This is a genomic window from Prosthecomicrobium sp. N25 (genome assembly GCF_037203705.1).
In the GTDB taxonomy this organism is placed as follows: Bacteria; Pseudomonadota; Alphaproteobacteria; order Rhizobiales; family Ancalomicrobiaceae; genus Prosthecodimorpha.
This window is the reverse complement of record NZ_JBBCAT010000001.1, coordinates 2186307-2205188: the sequence shown is the minus strand read 5'-3', so window position 1 is coordinate 2205188 and position 18882 is coordinate 2186307. Positions and strand designations below refer to the sequence as shown.

General features: G+C 71.2%; 20 protein-coding genes. 5 read left to right on the top strand and 15 right to left on the bottom strand.

Annotation, left to right across the window (positions count from 1 at the left end; translation table 11 throughout):
- Nucleotides 1–122: 122 nt before the first annotated feature.
- From WBG79_RS09970 to nrdR, 7 genes are all read right to left on the bottom strand, one after another.
- Nucleotides 123–1346: an MFS transporter gene (locus WBG79_RS09970; RefSeq protein ID WP_337356955.1), complete on the bottom strand. Its 1224-nt coding sequence runs from the start codon at nucleotides 1344–1346 to the stop codon at nucleotides 123–125.
- A gap of 167 nt (nucleotides 1347–1513) precedes the next feature.
- Nucleotides 1514–2509 (bottom strand): thiamine-phosphate kinase, encoded by a 996-nt coding sequence (thiL, locus tag WBG79_RS09965; protein ID WP_337356954.1) that lies wholly within the window; start codon nucleotides 2507–2509, stop codon nucleotides 1514–1516.
- A gap of 22 nt (nucleotides 2510–2531) precedes the next feature.
- Nucleotides 2532–3017 carry a transcription antitermination factor NusB gene (gene nusB / locus WBG79_RS09960; RefSeq protein WP_337356953.1) on the bottom strand — a complete coding sequence of 162 codons (486 nt, stop codon included), beginning with the start codon at nucleotides 3015–3017 and terminating at the stop codon, nucleotides 2532–2534.
- On the bottom strand, nucleotides 3014–3502 hold the full coding sequence (gene ribH, locus WBG79_RS09955; protein ID WP_337356952.1) for a 6,7-dimethyl-8-ribityllumazine synthase: 489 nt from the start codon (nucleotides 3500–3502) through the stop codon (nucleotides 3014–3016). Before ribH ends, nusB begins: the two co-directional genes overlap by 4 nt.
- 81 nt (nucleotides 3503–3583) lie before the next feature.
- A complete protein-coding gene (locus WBG79_RS09950; protein WP_337356951.1) occupies nucleotides 3584–4204 on the bottom strand; it encodes a riboflavin synthase in 621 nt (206 codons plus the stop codon).
- 10 nt (nucleotides 4205–4214) lie between these two features.
- Nucleotides 4215–5426: a bifunctional diaminohydroxyphosphoribosylaminopyrimidine deaminase/5-amino-6-(5-phosphoribosylamino)uracil reductase RibD gene (gene ribD, locus WBG79_RS09945; RefSeq protein WP_337356950.1), complete on the bottom strand. Its 1212-nt coding sequence runs from the start codon at nucleotides 5424–5426 to the stop codon at nucleotides 4215–4217.
- Nucleotides 5423–5893, bottom strand: a complete 471-nt coding sequence (gene nrdR / locus WBG79_RS09940; protein WP_337356949.1) for a transcriptional regulator NrdR — start codon at nucleotides 5891–5893, stop codon at nucleotides 5423–5425. The genes ribD and nrdR overlap by 4 nt, the downstream gene beginning before the upstream one ends.
- 164 nt (nucleotides 5894–6057) lie before the next feature.
- On the opposite strand from nrdR, the gene WBG79_RS09935 reads away from it, so the two are divergent.
- Complete coding sequence (locus WBG79_RS09935) at nucleotides 6058–6570, top strand: hypothetical protein (protein WP_337356948.1); 513 nt, start codon at nucleotides 6058–6060, stop codon at nucleotides 6568–6570.
- Nucleotides 6571–6646: 76 nt separating this feature from the next.
- On the opposite strand, the gene glyA is transcribed toward WBG79_RS09935, so the two are convergent.
- The 3 genes from glyA to WBG79_RS09920 form a co-directional block, all read right to left on the bottom strand.
- Complete coding sequence (glyA, locus tag WBG79_RS09930; RefSeq protein WP_337356947.1) at nucleotides 6647–7954, bottom strand: serine hydroxymethyltransferase; 1308 nt, start codon at nucleotides 7952–7954, stop codon at nucleotides 6647–6649.
- Between the two features lie 331 nt (nucleotides 7955–8285).
- Nucleotides 8286–8468: a DUF6898 family protein gene (locus WBG79_RS09925; RefSeq protein WP_337356946.1), complete on the bottom strand. Its 183-nt coding sequence runs from the start codon at nucleotides 8466–8468 to the stop codon at nucleotides 8286–8288.
- 89 nt (nucleotides 8469–8557) lie between these two features.
- A complete protein-coding gene (locus WBG79_RS09920) occupies nucleotides 8558–9853 on the bottom strand; it encodes a L,D-transpeptidase family protein (protein WP_337356945.1) in 1296 nt (431 codons plus the stop codon).
- Between the two features lie 156 nt (nucleotides 9854–10009).
- Here WBG79_RS09920 and WBG79_RS09915 point away from each other — a divergent pair, with 156 nt between their 5' ends.
- The gene (locus WBG79_RS09915) at nucleotides 10010–10855 is read left to right on the top strand and encodes a DUF1295 domain-containing protein (RefSeq protein WP_337356944.1); all 846 of its coding nucleotides are present in this window, start codon (nucleotides 10010–10012) and stop codon (nucleotides 10853–10855) included.
- 318 nt (nucleotides 10856–11173) lie between these two features.
- Here WBG79_RS09915 and ldtR read toward each other — a convergent pair whose 3' ends face one another.
- The 5 genes from ldtR to WBG79_RS09890 all read right to left on the bottom strand — a co-directional run bounded on the left by ldtR (nucleotide 11174) and on the right by WBG79_RS09890 (nucleotide 15613).
- Nucleotides 11174–11686 (bottom strand): transcriptional regulator LdtR, encoded by a 513-nt coding sequence (gene ldtR, locus WBG79_RS09910; RefSeq protein ID WP_337356943.1) that lies wholly within the window; start codon nucleotides 11684–11686, stop codon nucleotides 11174–11176.
- 268 nt (nucleotides 11687–11954) lie between these two features.
- The gene (mmsB, locus tag WBG79_RS09905; RefSeq protein ID WP_337356942.1) at nucleotides 11955–12842 is read right to left on the bottom strand and encodes a 3-hydroxyisobutyrate dehydrogenase; all 888 of its coding nucleotides are present in this window, start codon (nucleotides 12840–12842) and stop codon (nucleotides 11955–11957) included.
- Nucleotides 12843–12896: 54 nt separating this feature from the next.
- On the bottom strand, nucleotides 12897–13421 hold the full coding sequence (locus WBG79_RS09900) for a DUF6163 family protein (RefSeq protein WP_337356941.1): 525 nt from the start codon (nucleotides 13419–13421) through the stop codon (nucleotides 12897–12899).
- On the bottom strand, nucleotides 13422–14471 hold the full coding sequence (locus WBG79_RS09895; protein WP_337356940.1) for an enoyl-CoA hydratase/isomerase family protein: 1050 nt from the start codon (nucleotides 14469–14471) through the stop codon (nucleotides 13422–13424). It abuts the gene before it with no gap.
- Nucleotides 14471–15613, bottom strand: a complete 1143-nt coding sequence (locus WBG79_RS09890) for an acyl-CoA dehydrogenase family protein (protein ID WP_337356939.1) — start codon at nucleotides 15611–15613, stop codon at nucleotides 14471–14473. Before WBG79_RS09890 ends, WBG79_RS09895 begins: the two co-directional genes overlap by 1 nt.
- A gap of 192 nt (nucleotides 15614–15805) precedes the next feature.
- On the opposite strand from WBG79_RS09890, the gene WBG79_RS09885 reads away from it, so the two are divergent.
- From WBG79_RS09885 to WBG79_RS09875, 3 genes are all read left to right on the top strand, one after another.
- Complete coding sequence (locus tag WBG79_RS09885) at nucleotides 15806–16285, top strand: DUF2938 family protein (RefSeq protein WP_337356938.1); 480 nt, start codon at nucleotides 15806–15808, stop codon at nucleotides 16283–16285.
- Nucleotides 16286–16406: 121 nt separating this feature from the next.
- A complete protein-coding gene (gene hemB / locus WBG79_RS09880) occupies nucleotides 16407–17438 on the top strand; it encodes a porphobilinogen synthase (RefSeq protein ID WP_337356937.1) in 1032 nt (343 codons plus the stop codon).
- Nucleotides 17435–18838: a branched-chain amino acid ABC transporter permease gene (locus WBG79_RS09875; protein WP_337356936.1), complete on the top strand. Its 1404-nt coding sequence runs from the start codon at nucleotides 17435–17437 to the stop codon at nucleotides 18836–18838. The genes hemB and WBG79_RS09875 overlap by 4 nt, the downstream gene beginning before the upstream one ends.
- The last annotated feature ends 44 nt before the right edge of the window (nucleotides 18839–18882 follow it).

Genomic DNA, 18882 nt, shown 5'->3' with positions numbered 1-18882 from the left:
TGTTCAATTCGTTCGCTTTGCTAGGGAGTTGGGCGCCCCACCGCCGCCCCCCTCGAAAAGGCGCCATACCCTACCCGCAGACTTGCCCGCGTCAAGGTGTCCTTCGGTCGAAAGGGCGCGGCTCAGACGGCCGCGCGCGGCCGGACGCCGGCCGTCACGAACCAGGCCAGCAGGGCGACGCAGAGAGCCACGACGGGGAAGATCATCATGTTGATCGTGTCCCACCCGGCCAGCGTCAGGAGCTTGCCCGAGGAGAAGGAGGCGAGCGCGACCGTGGCGAAAATCAGGAACTCGTTGGCGGCCTGCACCTTGGCGCGCTCCTCGGGGCGGTAGCTGTCCGTCACCATGGCGGTCGCGCCGACGAAGCCGAAGTTCCAGCCGACGCCGAGGAGGACGAGGGCCGTCCAGAAGTGGGCGACCGAGAGGCCCGAGAGAGCGGTGACGCCGGCGGCGGCCAGGAGCGCCATGCCGGCCGCCACCACGGCGGGCTTGCCGAAGCGGGTCAGCAGCGTACCGGTGAAGAAGCTCGGGCCGAACATGGCGATGACGTGCCACTGGATGCCGAGCGCCGCCTCGGTCTGCGACAGGCCGCAGGCCACCATGGCGAGCGGCGTCGCGGTCATGACGAGGCTCATCATGGCGTAGGAGGCGACGCCGCAGAGCGCTGCAACGACGAAGGTGCGGCTGCGCATGATCTCGCCGAGCGGCCGGCCCGCGCGGGCGGCAACCGCGGCGGGGAGTTGCGGGATGCGCACGAAGGCGAGAACCGCGAGGTTGACGACCTGCAGCATGGCCGCGCCCAGGAAGGCGCCGGCGAAGAGGATCGGGGAGAAGAGGTCCTTGGTCCAGATCACCGTCTGGGGGCCGACCACGCCGGCCATGACGCCGCCCGCCATCACCCACGAGATGGCGCGTGGCCGGAAGTCGTCACTCGCCGTGTCGGCGGCGGCATAGCGGTAGGCCTGCACGAAGGCGGCCGCGGCGCCCGCGAGCCCGGTGGCGAGGACGAAGACGGGGAAGCTGCCGACGACCAGCGCCCAGCAGGCGAGGAGCGAGCCGAGCCCGGACGCGAAGGCGCCGAGCATGAAGCCGGCGCGCCGGCCGATCCGCTTCATCAGGAGGTTGGCGGGGATCGACGCGGCGGCGGTGCCGAGCACGAACATGGTCACCGGGACGGTCGCGTAGGACCGCGGCAGGCCGGCGAGGCCGAGCAGGTAGTCGCCGGCGAGGCCGCCGGTGCCGATGACGATCGGCGCGGCCGACCCGCCGATCGCCTGCGCGACCGCCAGGACGAGGGCGTTGCGCCGGGCGAGCCGGTCGTCGACGTGCGAGTCGCTGGCGTTCATGGGATCGCGCTCCTGAAGCGCTTTCTTTGCGGGGCCGTCGTCGACTTGGCAAGAGGACGGGGATCGGGTCTGTCCTGCTTTCGCCGTACCTCTCCCCCGGCATCGCGACCCTCTCCCCGCAACCCCGGACAAGGCGCGGCACGCGCCGCAGATCCGATCCGCGCGGGTCAGAAGTGCTCGAAGCCGGCGTTGGGCAGGGCGAGGCGCGTGCCGTCCGGTTGCAGGAAGACGGGGGTGCCCGGGTCGGGCCGGATCGTGCCGATCATGGCGACGGGCACGCCGGCGCGTCGCGCAGCGGCTTCGAAATCGGGCGCGAACGCTTCCCCTACCGCAGCCAGGATCTCGTAGTCGTCGCCGCCGGAGATCAGGGTGGCGGCGAGCGCCGGGTCGGCGCGCAGGGCGGTCCGGGCGGCCGGGGAAAGGGGCACCTGGGCGAGCCGGACCTCAGCCGAGACCCCGGAGACGCGGGCCATGCGGCCGAGGTCGATGGCGAGGCCGTCCGACAGGTCCATCGACCCGGCGGCGTGGGCGAGGATCGCGGGGGCGAGGGGCAGGCGCGGCTCCGGGAGGAGGTAGCGGGCGAGCAGATGGTCGCGCTCGTGCTCCGCAAGGCCCCAGGCTGCGGCCAGCCCGGGCTCGCGCCGCAACATCAGGCCGAGCGCAGCGTCGCCGATGGTGCCGGAGACGTAGATGCGGTCGCCCGGACGGGCGCCGCCGCGGCGGACCATGCGGCCCTGCGGCACGGCGCCGATGGCGGTGACGGAGAGCACGAGGCCGGCGGGGGAGCGGATGGTGTCACCGCCCCAGAGGGCGACGCCGTAGAGGGCCTGGTCGGCGGCGAGCCCGGCCGAGAGGGCGTCCATCTGGTCGGGCCGCCAGTCGGCCGGCAGCGCCAGGGACAGGAGATAGCCGAGCGGGCGCGCGCCCTTGGCGGCGAGGTCCGAGAGGTTCACCCGCAGGGCCTTGCGGGCGACGGCGTCCCAGGGATCCTCGGGGAAGAAGTGGATCCCGGCCGCCACGGCGTCGGTCTTCAGCACCAGGTCGTGGCCGGGCGGCGGGGACAGGCTCGCGCAATCGTCACCGAGACGGAAGCTGCCGGGATCGGTCGCGAGCGGCGCGAACCAGCGGGCGATCAGGCCGTCTTCGGACGGGCGCGCGCTCATCCCCGGGCTCCGTGGACGCGCCTCACCCGAATTCGCCGGCGCGGATGTCGCGGGCGAGGCGGTCGAGGACGCCGTTGACGATGCGCGGCTCGTCCTCGACGAAGAAGGCCTTCGCCACGTCGATGTACTCGGAGATGATCACGCGCGCGGGCACGTCGCGTCGGGCCGTCAGCTCCCAGGTGCCGGCGCGCAGGACGGCGCGCAGCGTCACGTCGATGCGCTTCAGGGGCCAGCCCTCCGCCAGGGCCTTGTGGATCTTCGGGTCGATTTCGCGCTGGTCGCGCACGACGCCGGAGACGACCTCCCGGAACCAGACCGGGTCGGCCTCGCGGAATTCCAGGCCGTCGATCTCCTTGCCGAGCCGGAACGCCTCGAACTCGGCGAGCACGTCGCCCAGTTCGGAGCCGGCGATGTCCATCTGGTAGAGCGCCTGGACGGCGGCGAGGCGGGCCGCGCCGCGCTTGTTGGCGGGGCGGGCCTCCGCCCTGCCCTCCTGACGCTCGCTCACAGTCCGAACCTCCGCTTGATGGCCATCATGGCCAGGCAGGCCGCGGCGGCGCCGCCGCCCTTGTCGAGCCGGTCGGCCCGGGCGCGCTCCCAGGCCTGCTCCTCGTTCTCCACCGTCAGGATGCCGTTGCCGATGGCGAGCTGGTGGCGCACGGCGAGATCCATCAGGGCCCGAGAGGATTCGCCGGCGACGATGTCGTAGTGGGACGTCTCGCCCCGGATGACGCAGCCGAGCGCGACGAAGCCGTGGTAGAGGCGTCCCGCAATGCGCGCCTGTTCGGCGGCGATGGAGATCACGGCCGGGATCTCCAGCGCACCCGGCACGGTCACGGTCCCCCACTCGACGCCGGCCTTCCGGAGCGCGGCCTCGGCGCCGGCGAGGAGCGCGTCCTGGATGCCGTCGTAGAAGCGCGCCTCGACGATCAGCACGTTCGACCCGCGCACCAGTTCGGCATCGTAGTCGGCATAGTGGGACTTGGTGGACATCGACGGTTCCTTCGGGTGCGGCGGGCCGGCGGACGGCGCGGGCAGGATAGCCGCTTGGGCGTGATTTGGTGAGGGGGCGGCTCAGCCGGTGCGGGCGGCGTGCTCGGCTTCGGCGAGGCGGGCGGCGTAGCGGGCCATGAGGTCGACCTCCAGGTTCACCCGGTCGCCCGGCGCCCGCCCGCCCCAGGTGGTGACCGCCAGGGTATGGGGGATGAGCATGACCGAAAAGCGGTCGTGCTCGACCCGGTTGACGGTAAGGGACGTGCCGTCGAGCGCGACCGAGCCCTTGCGGGCGATGAAGCGCGCGAGCGCGGCGGGGGCCCGGAAGGTCAGGACCGCCATGCCGCCCTCGTCGGCGCGCTCCAGGAGCTCCGCCGTGCCGTCGACGTGGCCGGTGACGAGGTGGCCGCCCATCTCCTGGCCGAGGGTCAGCGAGCGCTCGAGGTTAAGGCGCGTGCCGGCCGTCCAGGTGCCGAGGGTGGTCAGCGCGATCGTCTCGGTCGAGGCCTCCGCGTCGAACCAGCCGCGGTTGCCGGTCCGGCCTCGCTCCACGACGGTGAGGCAGATCCCTGCGCAGGCGATGGAGGCGCCGAGGTCGATGCGGTCGGGGTCGTAGGCGGTGGCGATGCGGAGCCGAAGGCCGCTCTCCCGGGGGGCGACCGAGAGGACCTCGCCGAGGTCGGTGACGATGCCGGTGAACATGGGCGTCTCCTCAGCGTCCGTCGCGGCGGTAGAGAGTGAGGCGGTCCGCCCCGACGCGGCGGCGGTCGACGGGAAGGTACCGGTCGTCGGCGCCGGTCTCGATGCGGGCGAGCGCGGCCGGGGCCGGCACGCCGTCGGTCTCGACCCGGACGGCCGAGCGGAAGACGGCGAGGTCGTCGACCAGATCCTGGGCGAGGAGGCTCGCGGCAAGTTCTGACCCGCCCTCGACCAGGACGGACGGCACGCCCTTCCACGACAGGGTGGTCAGCGCCTTGACGAGGTCGACATGACCGTCCGGCGCGGTGGGGACCACCAGCACCTCGACGCCCGCCTCCCGCAGGGCCTCGACGCGGGCGCGCGGGGCGGCTTCGGTGGCGACCAGGTAGACGGGCACCTCCCGGGCCGTCCGCGCCAGGCGCGAGGCGAGCGGCAGGCGGGCGCGGCTGTCGATCACGATGCGGGTCGGCGAGGCGGCCTCCATGCCGGGCAGGCGCACCGTCAGGCTCGGGTCGTCGAGCAGCGCGGTGCCGATGCCGACCATGACGGCGTCGAGCTCGGAGCGCATGACCTGCGCGAAGGCGCGCGCCTCCTCGCCGGTGATCGGCACCCTGCCCTCGCGGCGGCGGCCGACCATGCCGTCGGCCGAGACGGCGAGCTTCAGGAGGATGCGCGGGCGGCCGCGGCGCATGCGGGTGAAGTGGTTGGCGAGGCCGCGTTCGGCCTCGGCCGCGCCGACCCCGACCACGACCTCGACGCCGGCGGCGCGCAGCATGGCATGGCCGCGGCCGGCGACGCGGCTGTCCGGATCCTCCTGGGCGGTGACCACGCGGGCGATGCCGGCCTCCAGGATTGCCTCGGAACAGCCGGGCGTTGGCTTGCCGTGCTGCGAACAGGGCTCGAGCGTGACGTAGAGGGTCGCCCCGCGGGCGCGTTCGCCGGCCTCCGCCAGGGCGTTGCGCTCGGCATGCGGGCGGCCGCCGCGGGACGTGGTGCCACGGCCGACCACCTCGGGGCCGTCGGGGCCCTGGCGCACCACGATGGCGCCGACCGACGGGTTGGGGCGCGTCAGGCCGAGATGGCGTCGGCCGATCCGGATGGCCGCATCCATGAAGCGGCGGTCCAGGTCGCTGACCTTCGGGGCGGGCGTCTTGGCGCGAGGTTCGTCCACAGGGGCACCGGGGCGGTCGTCGGCGGGTCCGGCCCGGGCCCGGACGCCGGTCACCGGGGCCGGTCGTCCTCGTCCTGGCTCAGCTCGTCGAGCACGGCTTCGAAGTCCTTCGCCTCGCGGAAGTCCTTGTACACCGAGGCGAACCGGACATAAGCCACGTCGTCCAGGCTTTTCAAGCCTTCCATCAGCAACTCGCCTATCTGCCCGGAGGTGACCTCGGGCTCGCCGAGGCTCTCCAACTGGCGGACGATGCCGGACACCATGCGCTCGATCCGCTCGGGCTCGACCGGCCGCTTGCGGAGCGCGATCTGCACCGAGCGCATCAGCTTGTCGCGGTCGAAGGGCACGCGCCGGCCGGACTTCTTGATGACGGTCAGTTCGCGGAGCTGGACCCGTTCGAAGGTGGTGAAGCGGCCGCCGCAGGAGGAGCAGACGCGCCGGCGACGGATCGCCGCGCCGTCCTCCGTCGGGCGGGAGTCCTTCACCTGGGTGTCCTCGCCTCCGCAATAGGGACAGCGCATGCAGTTCTCCCGCGAGAATCGGAGAGGCCCGATTCGGACCCGATGATTAGCGCAAAGCACGCGCCGGTGGGACTCGGGCGGCCACGGCGCGCCGGGGACGGCTGGCGGGCCCGGCGGTCCTGCCCTATGGACAGGGTCCGACCGACCGATGTCTCGAGGGAGCGATGGACGAGGCCGTACCCCTGCTTCTGCGCGCCGTGGGCGTGTTCTATCTCGCGGGCGGCGCCATGGTGGGGCGGGCCGTCCGGTTCGGCGCGGCGACCGACCGGATGGCCGAAGCGCTCGGCCTCTCGACGAGTCGGGCGGAGCGGATCCGGACCTGGTGGCTGGCGGCGGGCGCCGTGACGACCGCGGCGAGCGGGCTCGCCCTCGTCATGCTGGCGGAGGCGGCCGCGTGGCTGTTCGCCTTCGCGACGCTGCAGCAGGCCCTCTACCTCTTCGTCGTCTCGCCGCGCTGGCTCGACCCGGACGACCCGCCCGAGGCCGAGGGCCGCCGGCAGAGCACGCGGGCCTTCGTCATGTTCGCCGTCGCCACGGTGCTGGTGGCGGCCGCCGCCCACGACGGGCACCTCGCCGACTGGCGCGCCCTGCCGGGATGGCTCGCCGGCTTCTGCGCCTTCGGCTTCCTGGCCTGGTCTGTCCACCTCGTGTGGTCGGTAGCGCGCCGGGGCGCCTGAGCGGGTCCGGCCACGGCGGCCGGGCACGAAAAAGGGGCCCGTGCGGGCCCCTTCTCCGGATACGTCGGCGATCCGCTCAGCGATAGATCGGGAAGCGGCGGCAGAGGGCGGTCGCCTGCTCCTTGACACGCTGCTCGACCTGGGCGTCGCCCGCCTCGCCGTTCTTCATGAGGCCGTCGACGACCGCGGCGATCATCTTGCCGACCTCGCGGAACTCGGCCGGGCCGAAGCCGCGGGTGGTGCCGGCCGGGGTGCCGAGGCGGACGCCCGAGGTCACCATCGGCTTCGCCGGGTCGAACGGGATGCCGTTCTTGTTGCAGGTGATGTGGGCGCGCTTCAGCGCCTTCTCGGTGACGTTGCCGAAGGTGTTCTTCGGGCGGAGGTCGACCAGCATCAGGTGCGTGTCGGTGCCGCCGGAGACGAGGTCCAGGCCCTCCTCTACGAGGCTGGCGGCGAGCGCCTTGGCGTTCTCCACGATCTGCCCCGCGTAGGCCTTGAACTCGGGCCGCAGCGCCTCGCCGAAGGCGACCGCCTTGGCGGCGATGACGTGCATCAGCGGGCCGCCCTGGAGGCCCGGGAAGACGGCCGAGTTGATCTTCTTGCCGAGATCGGGGTCGCGGCTGAGGATCATGCCGCCGCGCGGGCCGCGGAGCGTCTTGTGGGTGGTCGTGGTGACCACATGGGCGTGGTCGAGCGGGTTCGGGTGCACGCCGCCGGCCACGAGGCCCGCGAAATGGGCCATGTCGACCATGAAGATCGCCCCGACCTCGTCGGCGATCTCGCGGAAGGCCTTGAAATCGATGATGCGCGGGTAGCCCGAGCCGCCGGCGATGATGACCTTCGGCCGGTGGGTGCGGGCGAGGTCGCGCACCTCGTCCATGTCGATGCGGTGGGTGTCCGGACGGACCTTGTAGGGCACCGGCTTGAACCACTTGCCCGACTGGTTGACCGGGGAACCGTGGGTCAGGTGACCGCCGCAGGCGAGGTCCAGGCCCATGAAGGTGTCGCCGGGCTGCAGGAGCGTGAAGAAGACGGCCTGGTTGGCCTGCGCGCCCGAGTGGGGCTGCACGTTGGCGTACTCGGCGCCGAAGATCGCCTTGGCGCGGTCGATGGCGAGCTGCTCGGCGACGTCGACATATTCGCAGCCGCCGTAGTAGCGCTTGCCGGGATAGCCCTCGGCGTACTTGTTGGTCATCACCGAGCCCTGGGCCTCGAGAACCGCCTTGGAGACGATGTTCTCGGAGGCGATGAGCTCGATTTCGTCGGCCTGGCGGGCGAATTCGTCCTTGATGGCGCCGAAGATCTCGGGATCGGACGCGGCGAGGCTCTCGGTGAAGAAACCCGGGAAGAGCGGCTGGGTCTTGGAAACGTCGGTCATGGACATGGGAGGAGCCTCTCGGAGCGTGTCCCTGAAGTGGCGCCGGCCGGGGCCGGACTACTTTGATCCGGGCGCCGTCGCGGCCCCCGTCGATCGTTCTTCTCGCCGCGGCGGCCGGTTGTCCGGATGCGTCCGGACGGCCCTGCCTCGCCACGACTGGGATCGTCCGGCGAATCTACTGGAGACCGCCTGGAATCCCACCCCGCCGGTCGTGCGGCACTCGGACGCTCCGACCGCAGCGGGGCTCATCGAGCCATGAGGGGAGCGAATAACACGCGGCGAAACGTCGGAAAAGGCCGGCAGGCCCGCCCCTTCGGCATGATTGCCCTCGTTCCCGTCAAAGCTCCTTTGCCAGACGCCGCTCGAGCTTGCGCAAGGCGAGCGCCTCCAGGTCGGCACGGGCGGCGGTGGCGGGCCCCACGATCACCACCTCGACCCCGGTCGCGCCATCGATGGCGGCGACGCGGACCTGGGGGCCGACCTGGGTGAACTCGAAGTAGACGGTGCGGTCGTCCGGCATCCCGGCCCCTCCCGGCTCACCGCGCGCACGAAAAAGGCCGGCACACCTGGCGGCGGCCGGCCTTCCCGGGCACGTGCGGTGCGTCTCGATTACTGCATGATCCCCGGCAACTGAGCGAGTTCGCCGATGCCGTCGCGGCCGTAGATGTCGTCGCGGAAGTGGATGACCCGGTCACGGGTCGCCCAGGCGGTGATGTAATTGGTGTAGACCGGGATCGGGGCCTTCAGCTTGGCGTCCACGCGGGTGCCGGAGCGGATCGCCTCGTCGATCTGGGCGGGGCCCCAGTTCGGCACGTCGCGCAGGATCCAGGCGACCAGTTCGCGGACGTTCTGGATGCGCATGCAGCCAGACGAGTAGAACCGGTTGTTGTCGCCGAACAGGTCCTTGAAGGGCGTGTCGTGCATGTAGACGTCGTGCGGGTTCGGGAAGGTGATCTTCACCGTCGCCATCGCGTTGATCTCGCCCGGGTCCTGGCGGAACGAGAGCTGGGTCGCCTGGTCGGTGTCCCAGTTGATCGCCTCGGGCGGAATCTCGCGGCCCTTGTTGTCGTAGATCCGGATCCGGTTCTTGGTCAGGTACTCCGGATCGGCCCGCATCTTCGGGATCAGGTCCTTGCGGATGATCGAGACCGGGACATGCCAGTAGGGGTTGAAGTTGATCTCGGTGATCTTGGAGGAGAGCACCGGGGTCTGGCGGTCGATCTTGCCGACGACGGCGTTGTGGCGAGCGACGACACGGCCTCCCTCCACCGCCTCGAGCTCGGCGGCGGGGATGTTCACGAAGACGAAGCGGTCGCCGAGGAAGCCCGACATGGAGCGGACGCGGACGAGGTTCGTCTCCATCTGCCTGAGCCGCACGTCGGCCGGGACGTTCATCACGTCGAAGACGGCCTTGTCGACGAGGCCGTTGGGCTTCAGGCCGTGGCGCACCTGGAAGCGGCGCACGGCGGCGTCCACGTAGGAATCGAAGGTGTCCCCATAGCCGAACTGGGACTGCTGCAGGTCGCCCGAGACGGCGAGGCGCTGGCGCAGTTGGACGACCGCGTCGGCCCGGGTGCCGATGCGCAGGCGCTGACGGTCCGGCACGCGCACCCAGCCGCCGCGCGCGACGATGTCCTGCATCACCGGCAGGGTATATTCCATGTTGGCGACGGTGTCGGGCGACAGCAGCGGCACGTCCGACTTCAGCTGCGCCACAGGGGTCGAGGCGCCGCCGTCGAACTTGTCCTGCCATTCCCGCACGGCCTGGGAGCGCAGCAGCACGTCGACCGGCGACTCCTCCGCGGCGGCCGGAACCGCGCGGGCGGCACCGAGGGCCGCGATGCCCGTCAGCAGGGCGCGACGGCTGACCTCAAATCCGTGCGAGGGCTTGGCGCGTACAGGCACTTCGTAAGCTCCATCGTGAGGCCCGTCAGGCCGAGGGGCTCGGGGCCGGGGCGTCCGGGACGTCCCTAGGAACGCAGAACATGGAAACCGAACCGTTAACGCGGCCCTCCGCCCCTATGCCACCAAACCGGCGGAAATGCGAGAGCGAAGGAACGCATGACTGACACGGTCACGATACACGGAACGGCGCTGGCGGCGACGCTCGCGCTCACCCTCGTGGTTTTCAGTCTTTTGTGGCTGATTCATGGTCGGCTCAAGGACGCCAGCATCGTAGACTATTGGTGGGGCGCGGGTTTTGCCGCCATGGCATGGCTCGAACTCGCGCTCGCCGGCCGGGCGGGACCGGTACAAATTCTCGTGACGGTCTCCGTGACGCTATGGGCCACCCGCCTCACCCTTCACATGGTGCAGCGACACATCGAGAAGGGGGCCGTCGAGGACGTCCGCTACGCCCGGATGCGGGAGGCCGGAGGGCCGGATTGGCCGCGGCGCAACCTGGTGACGATCTTCTGGCTGCAGGCGGTCCTGCAGTGGATCATCGCCGCGCCGGTGCACGTCGCCTTGCTGGTTGCGCCGGGGGACCTGCCGACGGGCCCCGGCGGGGCCGTGTTCGCGCTCGGGATCGCGCTCTTCGCAGCGGGGTTCGCGATCGAATGGGCGGCGGACGCTCAGTTGACGGCGTTCCGGCGCCTCCCGGGGACGCGCGGGCGTCTCTGCACGACGGGGCTCTGGGCCTGGAGCCGCCACCCGAACTATTTCGGCGAGACGCTCGTGTGGTGGGGCCTCGGTCTCGCCGCGGCGGCGGCGGCCGGCGGCCTCTGGTGGGTGCTCGCGGCGCCCGCGCTCTTGACGCTGCTCCTGCTGAAGGTCTCGGGAATTCCCCCACTCGAGGCGGAGTTGCAGAAGAGGCCGGGCTGGGCGGCCTACCGGGCCTCCACCAGCGCTTTCGTGCCGCTGCCGCCGGCCCGGCGCCTGGCGGTGCCGCGCGAAGGGGCGGAGTGACGCCGCGCGAAAGAAAAAGGGCTCCGGCGTGCAGCCGGAGCCCAAGTGGGGGTGCCTCGGACATGTCGAGCCTGAGTGGCGCGACGAACGACGCGGGGGTTCGGCGTCGTCCAAACCGCCTGCAGGGACCACTCGCTTGATCCTTGCATCGGGTCACCAACGCGGAACCGGTCGTCCGGTTCCAGACATTGATCGAAAAAATTTGGACGTGGATCGTCGGCCGTGACAGGGCCGCCCCCGGCGGGGAAGAGGCCCCGGAAAGACGGGTGCCCGGGCGGGCCCGGGCACGAAGACGGGAGACGCCGGCGGGGGCCGGGATCAGAGCCGGTAGAGGATCTGGTCGGTCCAGAAGCGCTCCAGCCGGTGCAGCGACTTGTTCAGCGCCTTGAACTCGCCGGGGCCGATGCCGCCGACCTGCTCGATGGACCGGATGTGCCGGTCGTAGAGCTTGTCGATGACGGTCGCGACCGCCTGGCCCTTCTCGGTCAGGCTCACGCGGACCGAGCGGCGGTCGATGCGGGAGCGCTCGTGCTTGACGTAGCCGCCCTCGACCAACTTCTTGAGATTGTAGGACACGTTGGAGCCCAGGTAGTAGCCCCTCGTCCGCAGCTCGCCGGCCGTCAGTTCGGCGCCGCCGATGTTGAAGAGGAGGAGCGCCTGGACCGAGTTGACGTCGTCGCGGCCCATGCGGTCGAACTCGTCCTTGATCACGTCGAGGAGCCGACGATGCAGGCGTTCGACAAGGGTCAAGGCCTCGAGGTAGAGCGGCTTCAGCGCCACGTCCTCATCGGCCTGCGCCAGCGTCTCTACTGCGCGCTTGGCATTGAGCATGGGTTTTCGCCTCGCTATTTCGTTCGTTCTGCTGATGGTTCTTATCCATCTATGGCAGCAACGTACGAGGCGGCGTCTAAGATGGGCTTAAATCGCAGGCTAAAATTTCCGTAAAATCGCCCGATACGCTCGGTTGCTGAATCACACATGAACGGCGCTGGTGAAATTACTGTTGATACCCGGCGGGGAGGCGCCTGCCGGGGATCCGGATCCAGATCGAAAAGCCTTTGTCCGGCAAGCGCTTACGAGCGCTGCCGTCGCCCGGGTGTCAGCTGCCGCGGAGCATGCGCACGATGCCCGAGAAGTCGAGACTCGCGTTCCCCGATTGGACAAACAAACGGTAAAGCTGCGCGGCTTCCGCGCCGAGAGGGGTCGCGGCGCCCGCCGTGCCGGCGGCATCCTGGGCGAGCTTCAGGTCCTTCAGCATCATCGCCGCGGTGAAGCCGGGGGCGTAGTCGCGGTTGGCCGGGCTGGTCGGGACCGGGCCCGGGACAGGGCAGTAGGTCGTCAGCGACCAGCATTGGCCGGAGGACTTCGACGCGATGTCGAAGAGTTTCTGGGCGTCGAGGCCGAGCTTCTCGGCGAGCACGAAGGCCTCGGACACGGCGATCATCGAAATGCCGAGGACCATGTTGTTGCAGATCTTCGCCGCCTGGCCGTTGCCCGGGCCGCCGGCATGGACGATCGTCCGGCCCATCAGTTCCAGAACCGGGCGAGCGCGCTCGAAGGCGGCCTCGGCGCCACCCACCATGAAGGTGAGCGTGCCGGCGGTGGCGCCGCCGGTGCCGCCGGACACCGGGGCGTCGACCATGGCGTGGCCGCGCGCCTCCATGGCGGCGATCACGCGCCGGGCGGTCGCCACTTCGATGGTTGAGGAGTCGATGAAGAGCGTGCCGGCGGGCGCGGCGTCGGCGAGCCCGCCGTCGGCGAGGTAGACCGCCTCCACGTGGCGGCCCTCCGGCAGCATGGTGACGACCACCTCGGCATCGTTCACGGCCGCGGCGGCGCTGCCGGCCCGGGCCCCGCCGGCCTCCTCGAGCCGCGCCAGCGCGGCGTCCGACAGATCGAAGCCGGTGACGGCGTGGCCGCCCTTCACCAGGTTGGCGGCCATGGGGCCACCCATGTTGCCGAGGCCGACGAAACCGATGCGTGCCATGACGGGAACTCCCCCAGAGAATAGGCCCGGGCGCTCGACCCGGACGGACTGACGTCACCGGCCGGCTGCGGGCTCCCCGGCCACGGGCGGCGCTGCGGACTGGGTCTGGCGCCGGCGCTGACGGCTCGCCTTCTCCTCGGCCCGCGCCTCGCGACGGCTGAGGACCTGCAGGACCAGGAAGACGGCGAGCAGGGCGACCTCGATGCCGACCTCGACCGGCTGTGCGCCATGGACCTCCGCGAAGGCCGTGTGCAGGGCCGTGCGCGTCATGGCGATGATGAACCAGAAGGCCGCGCCCCAGGCGGCGCAGAACCACAGGCCGATCGCCGCCACCAGGTCGGCGGCGGCCAGCACCGCGATGGCGTTGCGCACCGGCGGCCGGAGTTCCAGGAAGGGCGCCGGGCCGATGTCGACCGCGCCCATCACGTAGCCCCATTGGACGATCCCGAGGGCGAGCAGCCCGAGGGCGACGACCCGCTGGAAGACGGTCAGGCCCAGTCGCCACGTGAAGCGCGCCCGCGGCTCCTGCGCAGCCTGTCCCCCGCCGCGCATCGCGCCCGTCCCGCCTGCGCCCGCCATTCAGTCGACCTCCAGATCGCCGCCGTCCGGGGCGAGGAAATGCGCCTCGATGTCGGCCATTTCGAGATCCTCGAGCTCGGCCGGCCGCCAACGCGGCTTCATGTCCTTGTCGACGATGACGGCCCGGATGCCTTCGTAGAAGTCCGCGCCCTGCAGGACCTGCGAGACGATGCGGTATTCCAGCCGCATGCAGTCCTCGAAGGAGGCGCCGCGGCCGAAGCGCATCTGCCGGAAGGCGATCTCCAGGGAGGTCGGCGACTTGGCGCGGATCTCGCGCGCGGTGGCGGCGGCCCAGTCGGCCTCCGCCCCGGCGGTCTCGTCGAGGCGCTTGAGGATCTCGCCCACCGAGACCCCGGAGAAGAGGGCGTCGATGGTCGCCTGGCGCGCGGCGATCGGGGGCGGGCCGGGATCGGTGTCGAAGGCGGCCAGCAGCGGCGCGGGGTCGTCGACCTCCAGGAGGTCGGCGGCCAAGTCGCCGAGGCGGTCGCGCGGGACGGTGTGAGTCACGATCCCGGCGTAGCGGGCGTCGGCCTGGCGCAGCCGCGCCCCGGTCAGCGCCAGGTACATGCCGAGCTCGCCCGGCGCGCGGGGCAGGATCCAGGTGCCGCCGACATCCGGGAAGAAGCCGATGCCGACCTCCGGCATGGCGAAGATGATCCGCTCGGTGCCGACCCGGTAGCGGCCGTTGACGGAGATGCCGACGCCCCCACCCATGACGATGCCGTCGATCAGCGCCGTGAAGGGCTTGGGGTAACGGTGGATCAGGACGTTGAGGCGGTATTCGTCGCGGAAGAAGTCGATCTGCGTCGGGTCGCCGGCCTTGCCGAGGTCGTAGAGGTGGCGGATGTCGCCGCCGGCCGAGAAGGCCTTATCGCCGGCCGCCCGAATCAGCACGTGGGCCACGGCGGGATCGGCCGCCCAGGCGCGCAGCTGCGCGTCCAGGGCGCGGACCATGCCGTGCGTGACGGCATTGAGCGCATGCGGGCGGTCGAGGGTGACGACCCCCGCCCTGCCTTGCCGCTCGAAGCGGATCTCGGCCGTCTCGTTCATCAGCTCCGTCCGATCAGGTCGCGCGCCACGATGAGGCGCATGATCTCGTTGGTGCCTTCCAGGATCTGGTGGACCCGCAGGTCACGCAAGTAGCGCTCGATCCCATAGTCCCGGAGGTAGCCGTAGCCGCCGTGAAGCTGCAAGGCCTGGTTCACGACCTCGAAGCCGGCGTCGGTGGCGAAGCGCTTCGCCATGGCGGCGAGGCGGGTCGCCTCGGGAGCCTTGGCGTCGAGGGCGGCGGCGGCGCGATGCACCATCAGGCGGGCGGCCTCGAGCTCGGTCGCCATGTCGGCCAGGCGGAACTGCAGGGCCTGGAACTCGGCTAGCCTCTTGCCGAACTGAGTCCGCTCCTTCGTATAACGCACGGCCCGATCGAGGCATTCGGCCGCGCCGCCGAGCGAGCAGGCGGCGATGTTGATGCGGCCGCCGTCGAGGCCCGCCATGGCGATTCGGAAGCCCTCCCCCTCCTCGCCGACGCGGTTGGCGACCGGCACGCGGGCGCTGTCGAAGTTCACCATGGCAGTCGGCTGCGACTTCCAGCCGAGCTTCTTCTCCTGGGCGCCGAAGGAGACCCCGGGTGTGTCCTTCGGGATCGCCAGGCAGGTGATGCCCTTCGGCCCCTCCCCGCCCGTGCGCAGCATGGTGACGTAGACGTCGGCGGCGCCGCCGCCGGAGATGAAGGCCTTGGCGCCGGTCACCACGTAGTGGTCGCCCTCGCGGACCGCGCGGGTGCGCAGCGAGGCGGCGTCGGAGCCGGCGTTCGGCTCGGTCAGGCAATAGCTGGCGAAGTGCTCCATGGCGGTCAACTTCGGCAGCAGACGGGCCCGCAGCTCCGGCGCGCCGAAGCGGTCGATCATCCAGCAGGCCATGTTGTGGATCGACACATAGGCGGTGGTCGACGGGCAGGCCCGGGCGAGTTCTTCGAAGATGACCGCCGCGTCAAGCCGGCCGAGGCCGGAGCCGCCGACGTCCTCGGCGATATAGATTCCGCCGAAGCCGAGGCTCGCGGCCTTGCGGAGCGTCTCGACGGGGAAGACCGAGCCCTCGTCCCAGGCATCCGCATGGGGCGCCATCTCGGCCGCGGCGAAGCTCGCCGCCATGTCGCGGATGGCGCGGGTCTCTTCGGACAGCTCGAAATCCACGGGGGGCGCACTCCCGGCCTGACCACTCGTCGCGCCGGAGGCTAGGGAGGTGCGGGCGCAGGGTCAATTGGCCGGGGGGATAGGGCGGGCACGGCGAGCGGCGCCTCCGGATCGCTCCGCAATTGATTGTCCGGCGAAAGCGTCGGACAGTCGGGCCGGGCGCGCTGCAGACGCGCCGAGGGGGAGACACCGATGGCCGACTTTCTTCTGCGGGCCGCCACCATGGGCATCGTCGCGACCGCGGCGCTCGATCTCTGGGGGGTCCTGCTCAACCGCACGCTCGGCATCCCGATGGCGAACTGGGGACTGATCGGCCGCTGGTTCTGCCATGTGGCCCAAGGCACCTATGCGCATGCGGACATCGGCGCCGCGGCACCTTTCGAGCAGGAAAGGGCCGTCGGCTGGACGATGCACTACCTGATCGGAATCCTGTTCGCGGCCGTCACCTTGGCGCTCGCCGGCTCCGCCTGGATCAAGGCGCCGACGCCGTTCTGGCCCCTCGTGGTCGGGTGGGTCACGATCGGCTGCGGCTGGTTCATCCTGCAGCCCGGGATGGGCGCCGGCATCGCCGCGTCGCGCCGGCCGGACGCCCTGCGGGTGCGGATCCTTAACATCCTCGGACACACCGTGTTCGGACTGGGGATGTTCGCCGCCGCCCTGGCGCTGCGATGACGCCGCGGGGAATGCCGGCGCCGGGCACGGCGTGCGGCGGTCCGCATCGCGAATCGTCCCGTTTCCGACCGGCGCGAAACCCTCTAGAGTCCGCCGCAGCCAAGCCAAATGGACGCCCGTCATGAACTTCGAGCACCGTTCCCGCCTCGCCGTCGACCTCGAACCCATCCTGGCCGGGCGGCGGATGCGGCGGAACCGCAGGACCGACTGGTCGCGCCGCCTCGTGCGCGAGACGAACCTGACGGTCGACGACCTGATATGGCCGATCTTCCTCATCGACGGCGAGAACCGGCGCGAGCCGGTCGCCTCGATGCCGGGCGTGTTCCGGCTGTCCGTCGACCTCGCAGTCGCCGAGGCCGAGCGGGCGGCGGCGCTGAAGATCCCGGTCCTGGCGCTCTTCCCCTACACGGACCCGGACCTGCGCGACGAGACCGGCTCCGAGGCCCTGAACCCTGAGAACCTGGTCTGCCGCGGCCTGCGGTCAATCAAGCGGGCGGTGCCCCATATCGGGCTCATGACCGACGTGGCGCTCGACCCCTACACCAGCCACGGACACGACGGCCTGATGAACGGGGAGACAATCGTCAACGACGAGACGGTGGCCCAGCTCGTCCACCAGTCGCTCGTCCAGGCGGAGGCCGGCACGGACATCATCGGGCCGTCCGACATGATGGACGGCCGGATCGGCGCGATCCGGGCGGGGCTCGACGCCTCCGGGCACCAGGACGTGCAGATCATGGCCTACACGGCCAAGTACGCCTCCGCCTTCTACGGACCGTTCCGCGACGCGGTCGGCACCAACAAGACGCTGAAGGGCGACAAGCGCACCTACCAGATGGACCCGGGCAACACCAACGAGGCGATCCGGGAGGCCGAGCTCGACATCGCGGAGGGCGCCGACATGATCATGGTCAAGCCCGGGATGCCTTATCTCGACATCGTCCGCCGGCTGAAGGACGCCTTCTCGGTGCCGACCTTCGCCTACCAGGTCTCCGGCGAATACGCGATGATCCATGCCGCCGCGCAGAACGGCTGGCTCGACCTCGACCGCGCCATGATGGAGAGCCTGACCTCCTTCAAACGCGCCGGGGCCGACGGCATCCTCACCTATTTCGCGCCGGTCGTCGCCGAGAGGCTGAAGGCCGGGGCGTGAGTCCTGCCGGGGTACGGCGGACGCGGTTCGGCGCGGCGGGGCTCGTCACGCTCGCCGGCCTCGGCCTCGCGGGATGCGCGGACGTGGAGGTCGCGCAGCGGCGGACCTGCGAGAGCCTGCTGCCGGTGATCGAGCCGCCGGGCGCGGCGATCACGATCCTGAAGGTCGAGCCGGACCCGCGCCGGGCCGGCAACGTGCTCGTCCGCTACCGGTCGCTGCGGCCGGACCCGGACGGGATCTCGCCCGATCCGGTGGAAGCCTCGATCGCCTGCGCGTTCGGGGGCGTCGGCTTCGAGGCGGGCAAGGAGACGCTGGTCGGTGTGGAGACGCCGCAGGGCCTCGTCTCGGAGCTGCAGCTCCATCTCCTGCGCCGCTTCTGGCTCGGCGACCCGCTGGCGGTCCGGCAGGCGATGCGAGGCGTGGCGCGCGGGCCGGAGGCGCAGCCGACCGGCCTCTTCGCCGCCGACCCGGCGACCGGCTACTTCCTGCAGCAGCTCGTCAACGCCATCGCGCCCTCGGCCCTCTATGCCCTCCTCGCCATCGCGTACGCGCTCGTCTACGGACTGACAGGGCGCATCAACTTCGTCTTCGGCGACGTCGCCATGCTGGGCGCCTACGGGAGCCTCATCGGGGTCGCGGCGGCGGTGACGGCGGGGCTGGGGACGCCCGCCGTGGCGCTCCCGCTCGCGCTCATGGTGGCGGCGGCGGTCGGGGAGACGTGGAGCCGCTTCGGCGGGCGATTCGTCTTCCTGCCGCTGGCCGGCCGCGGGGCGCAGCCCGTGCTGGTCGCCACGATCGGCCTCTCGATCGCCTACCAGGAGTTCGTGGCGCGCGCGCAGGGGGTCAAGGAGCGCTTCCTGCCGCCGATCCTGGGCGAGCCGCACCTCCTCGCCGAGGGCGCCTTCGAGGTGGTCGCCACGACCATGCAGCTCCTCGTGGGGGCCGGGTCCTCGGTGCTCGTCGCCGGCCTGCTCCTGTGGCTCTCCCGGTCGCGCTTCGGGCGGGACTGGCGGGCGGTGTCGGACGATCCGGGGATGGCGCGGCTCCTCGGCGTCGACACCGACCGGGTGCTGGTCACCACCTTCGCGCTGTCGGGGCTGCTCGCCGGGCTCGCGGGCGCCATCCTGACCACCCACTACGGCGGCACGAGCTTCCACATGGGCACGGTGATCGGCCTCAAGGCGCTGGTCGCCGCGATCCTGGGGGGCATCGGGTCGCCTGCCGGCGCGGTCCTGGGCGGGATCGCGATCGGGCTCGTGGAGACCTTCTGGTCCGCCTATAACGAGATCGTCTGGCGGGACGCGGCGGTGTTCTCCCTGCTGGCGGCGCTGCTCGTCCTGAAGCCGGAGGGGTTCCTCGGCACGCGCGCGGCGCTCGAGGAGCGCGGGCCCCGCATTTGACAAGGCGCCCGGCCGGCGTAGAACCCCGCGAGCCCCCCGGCCAG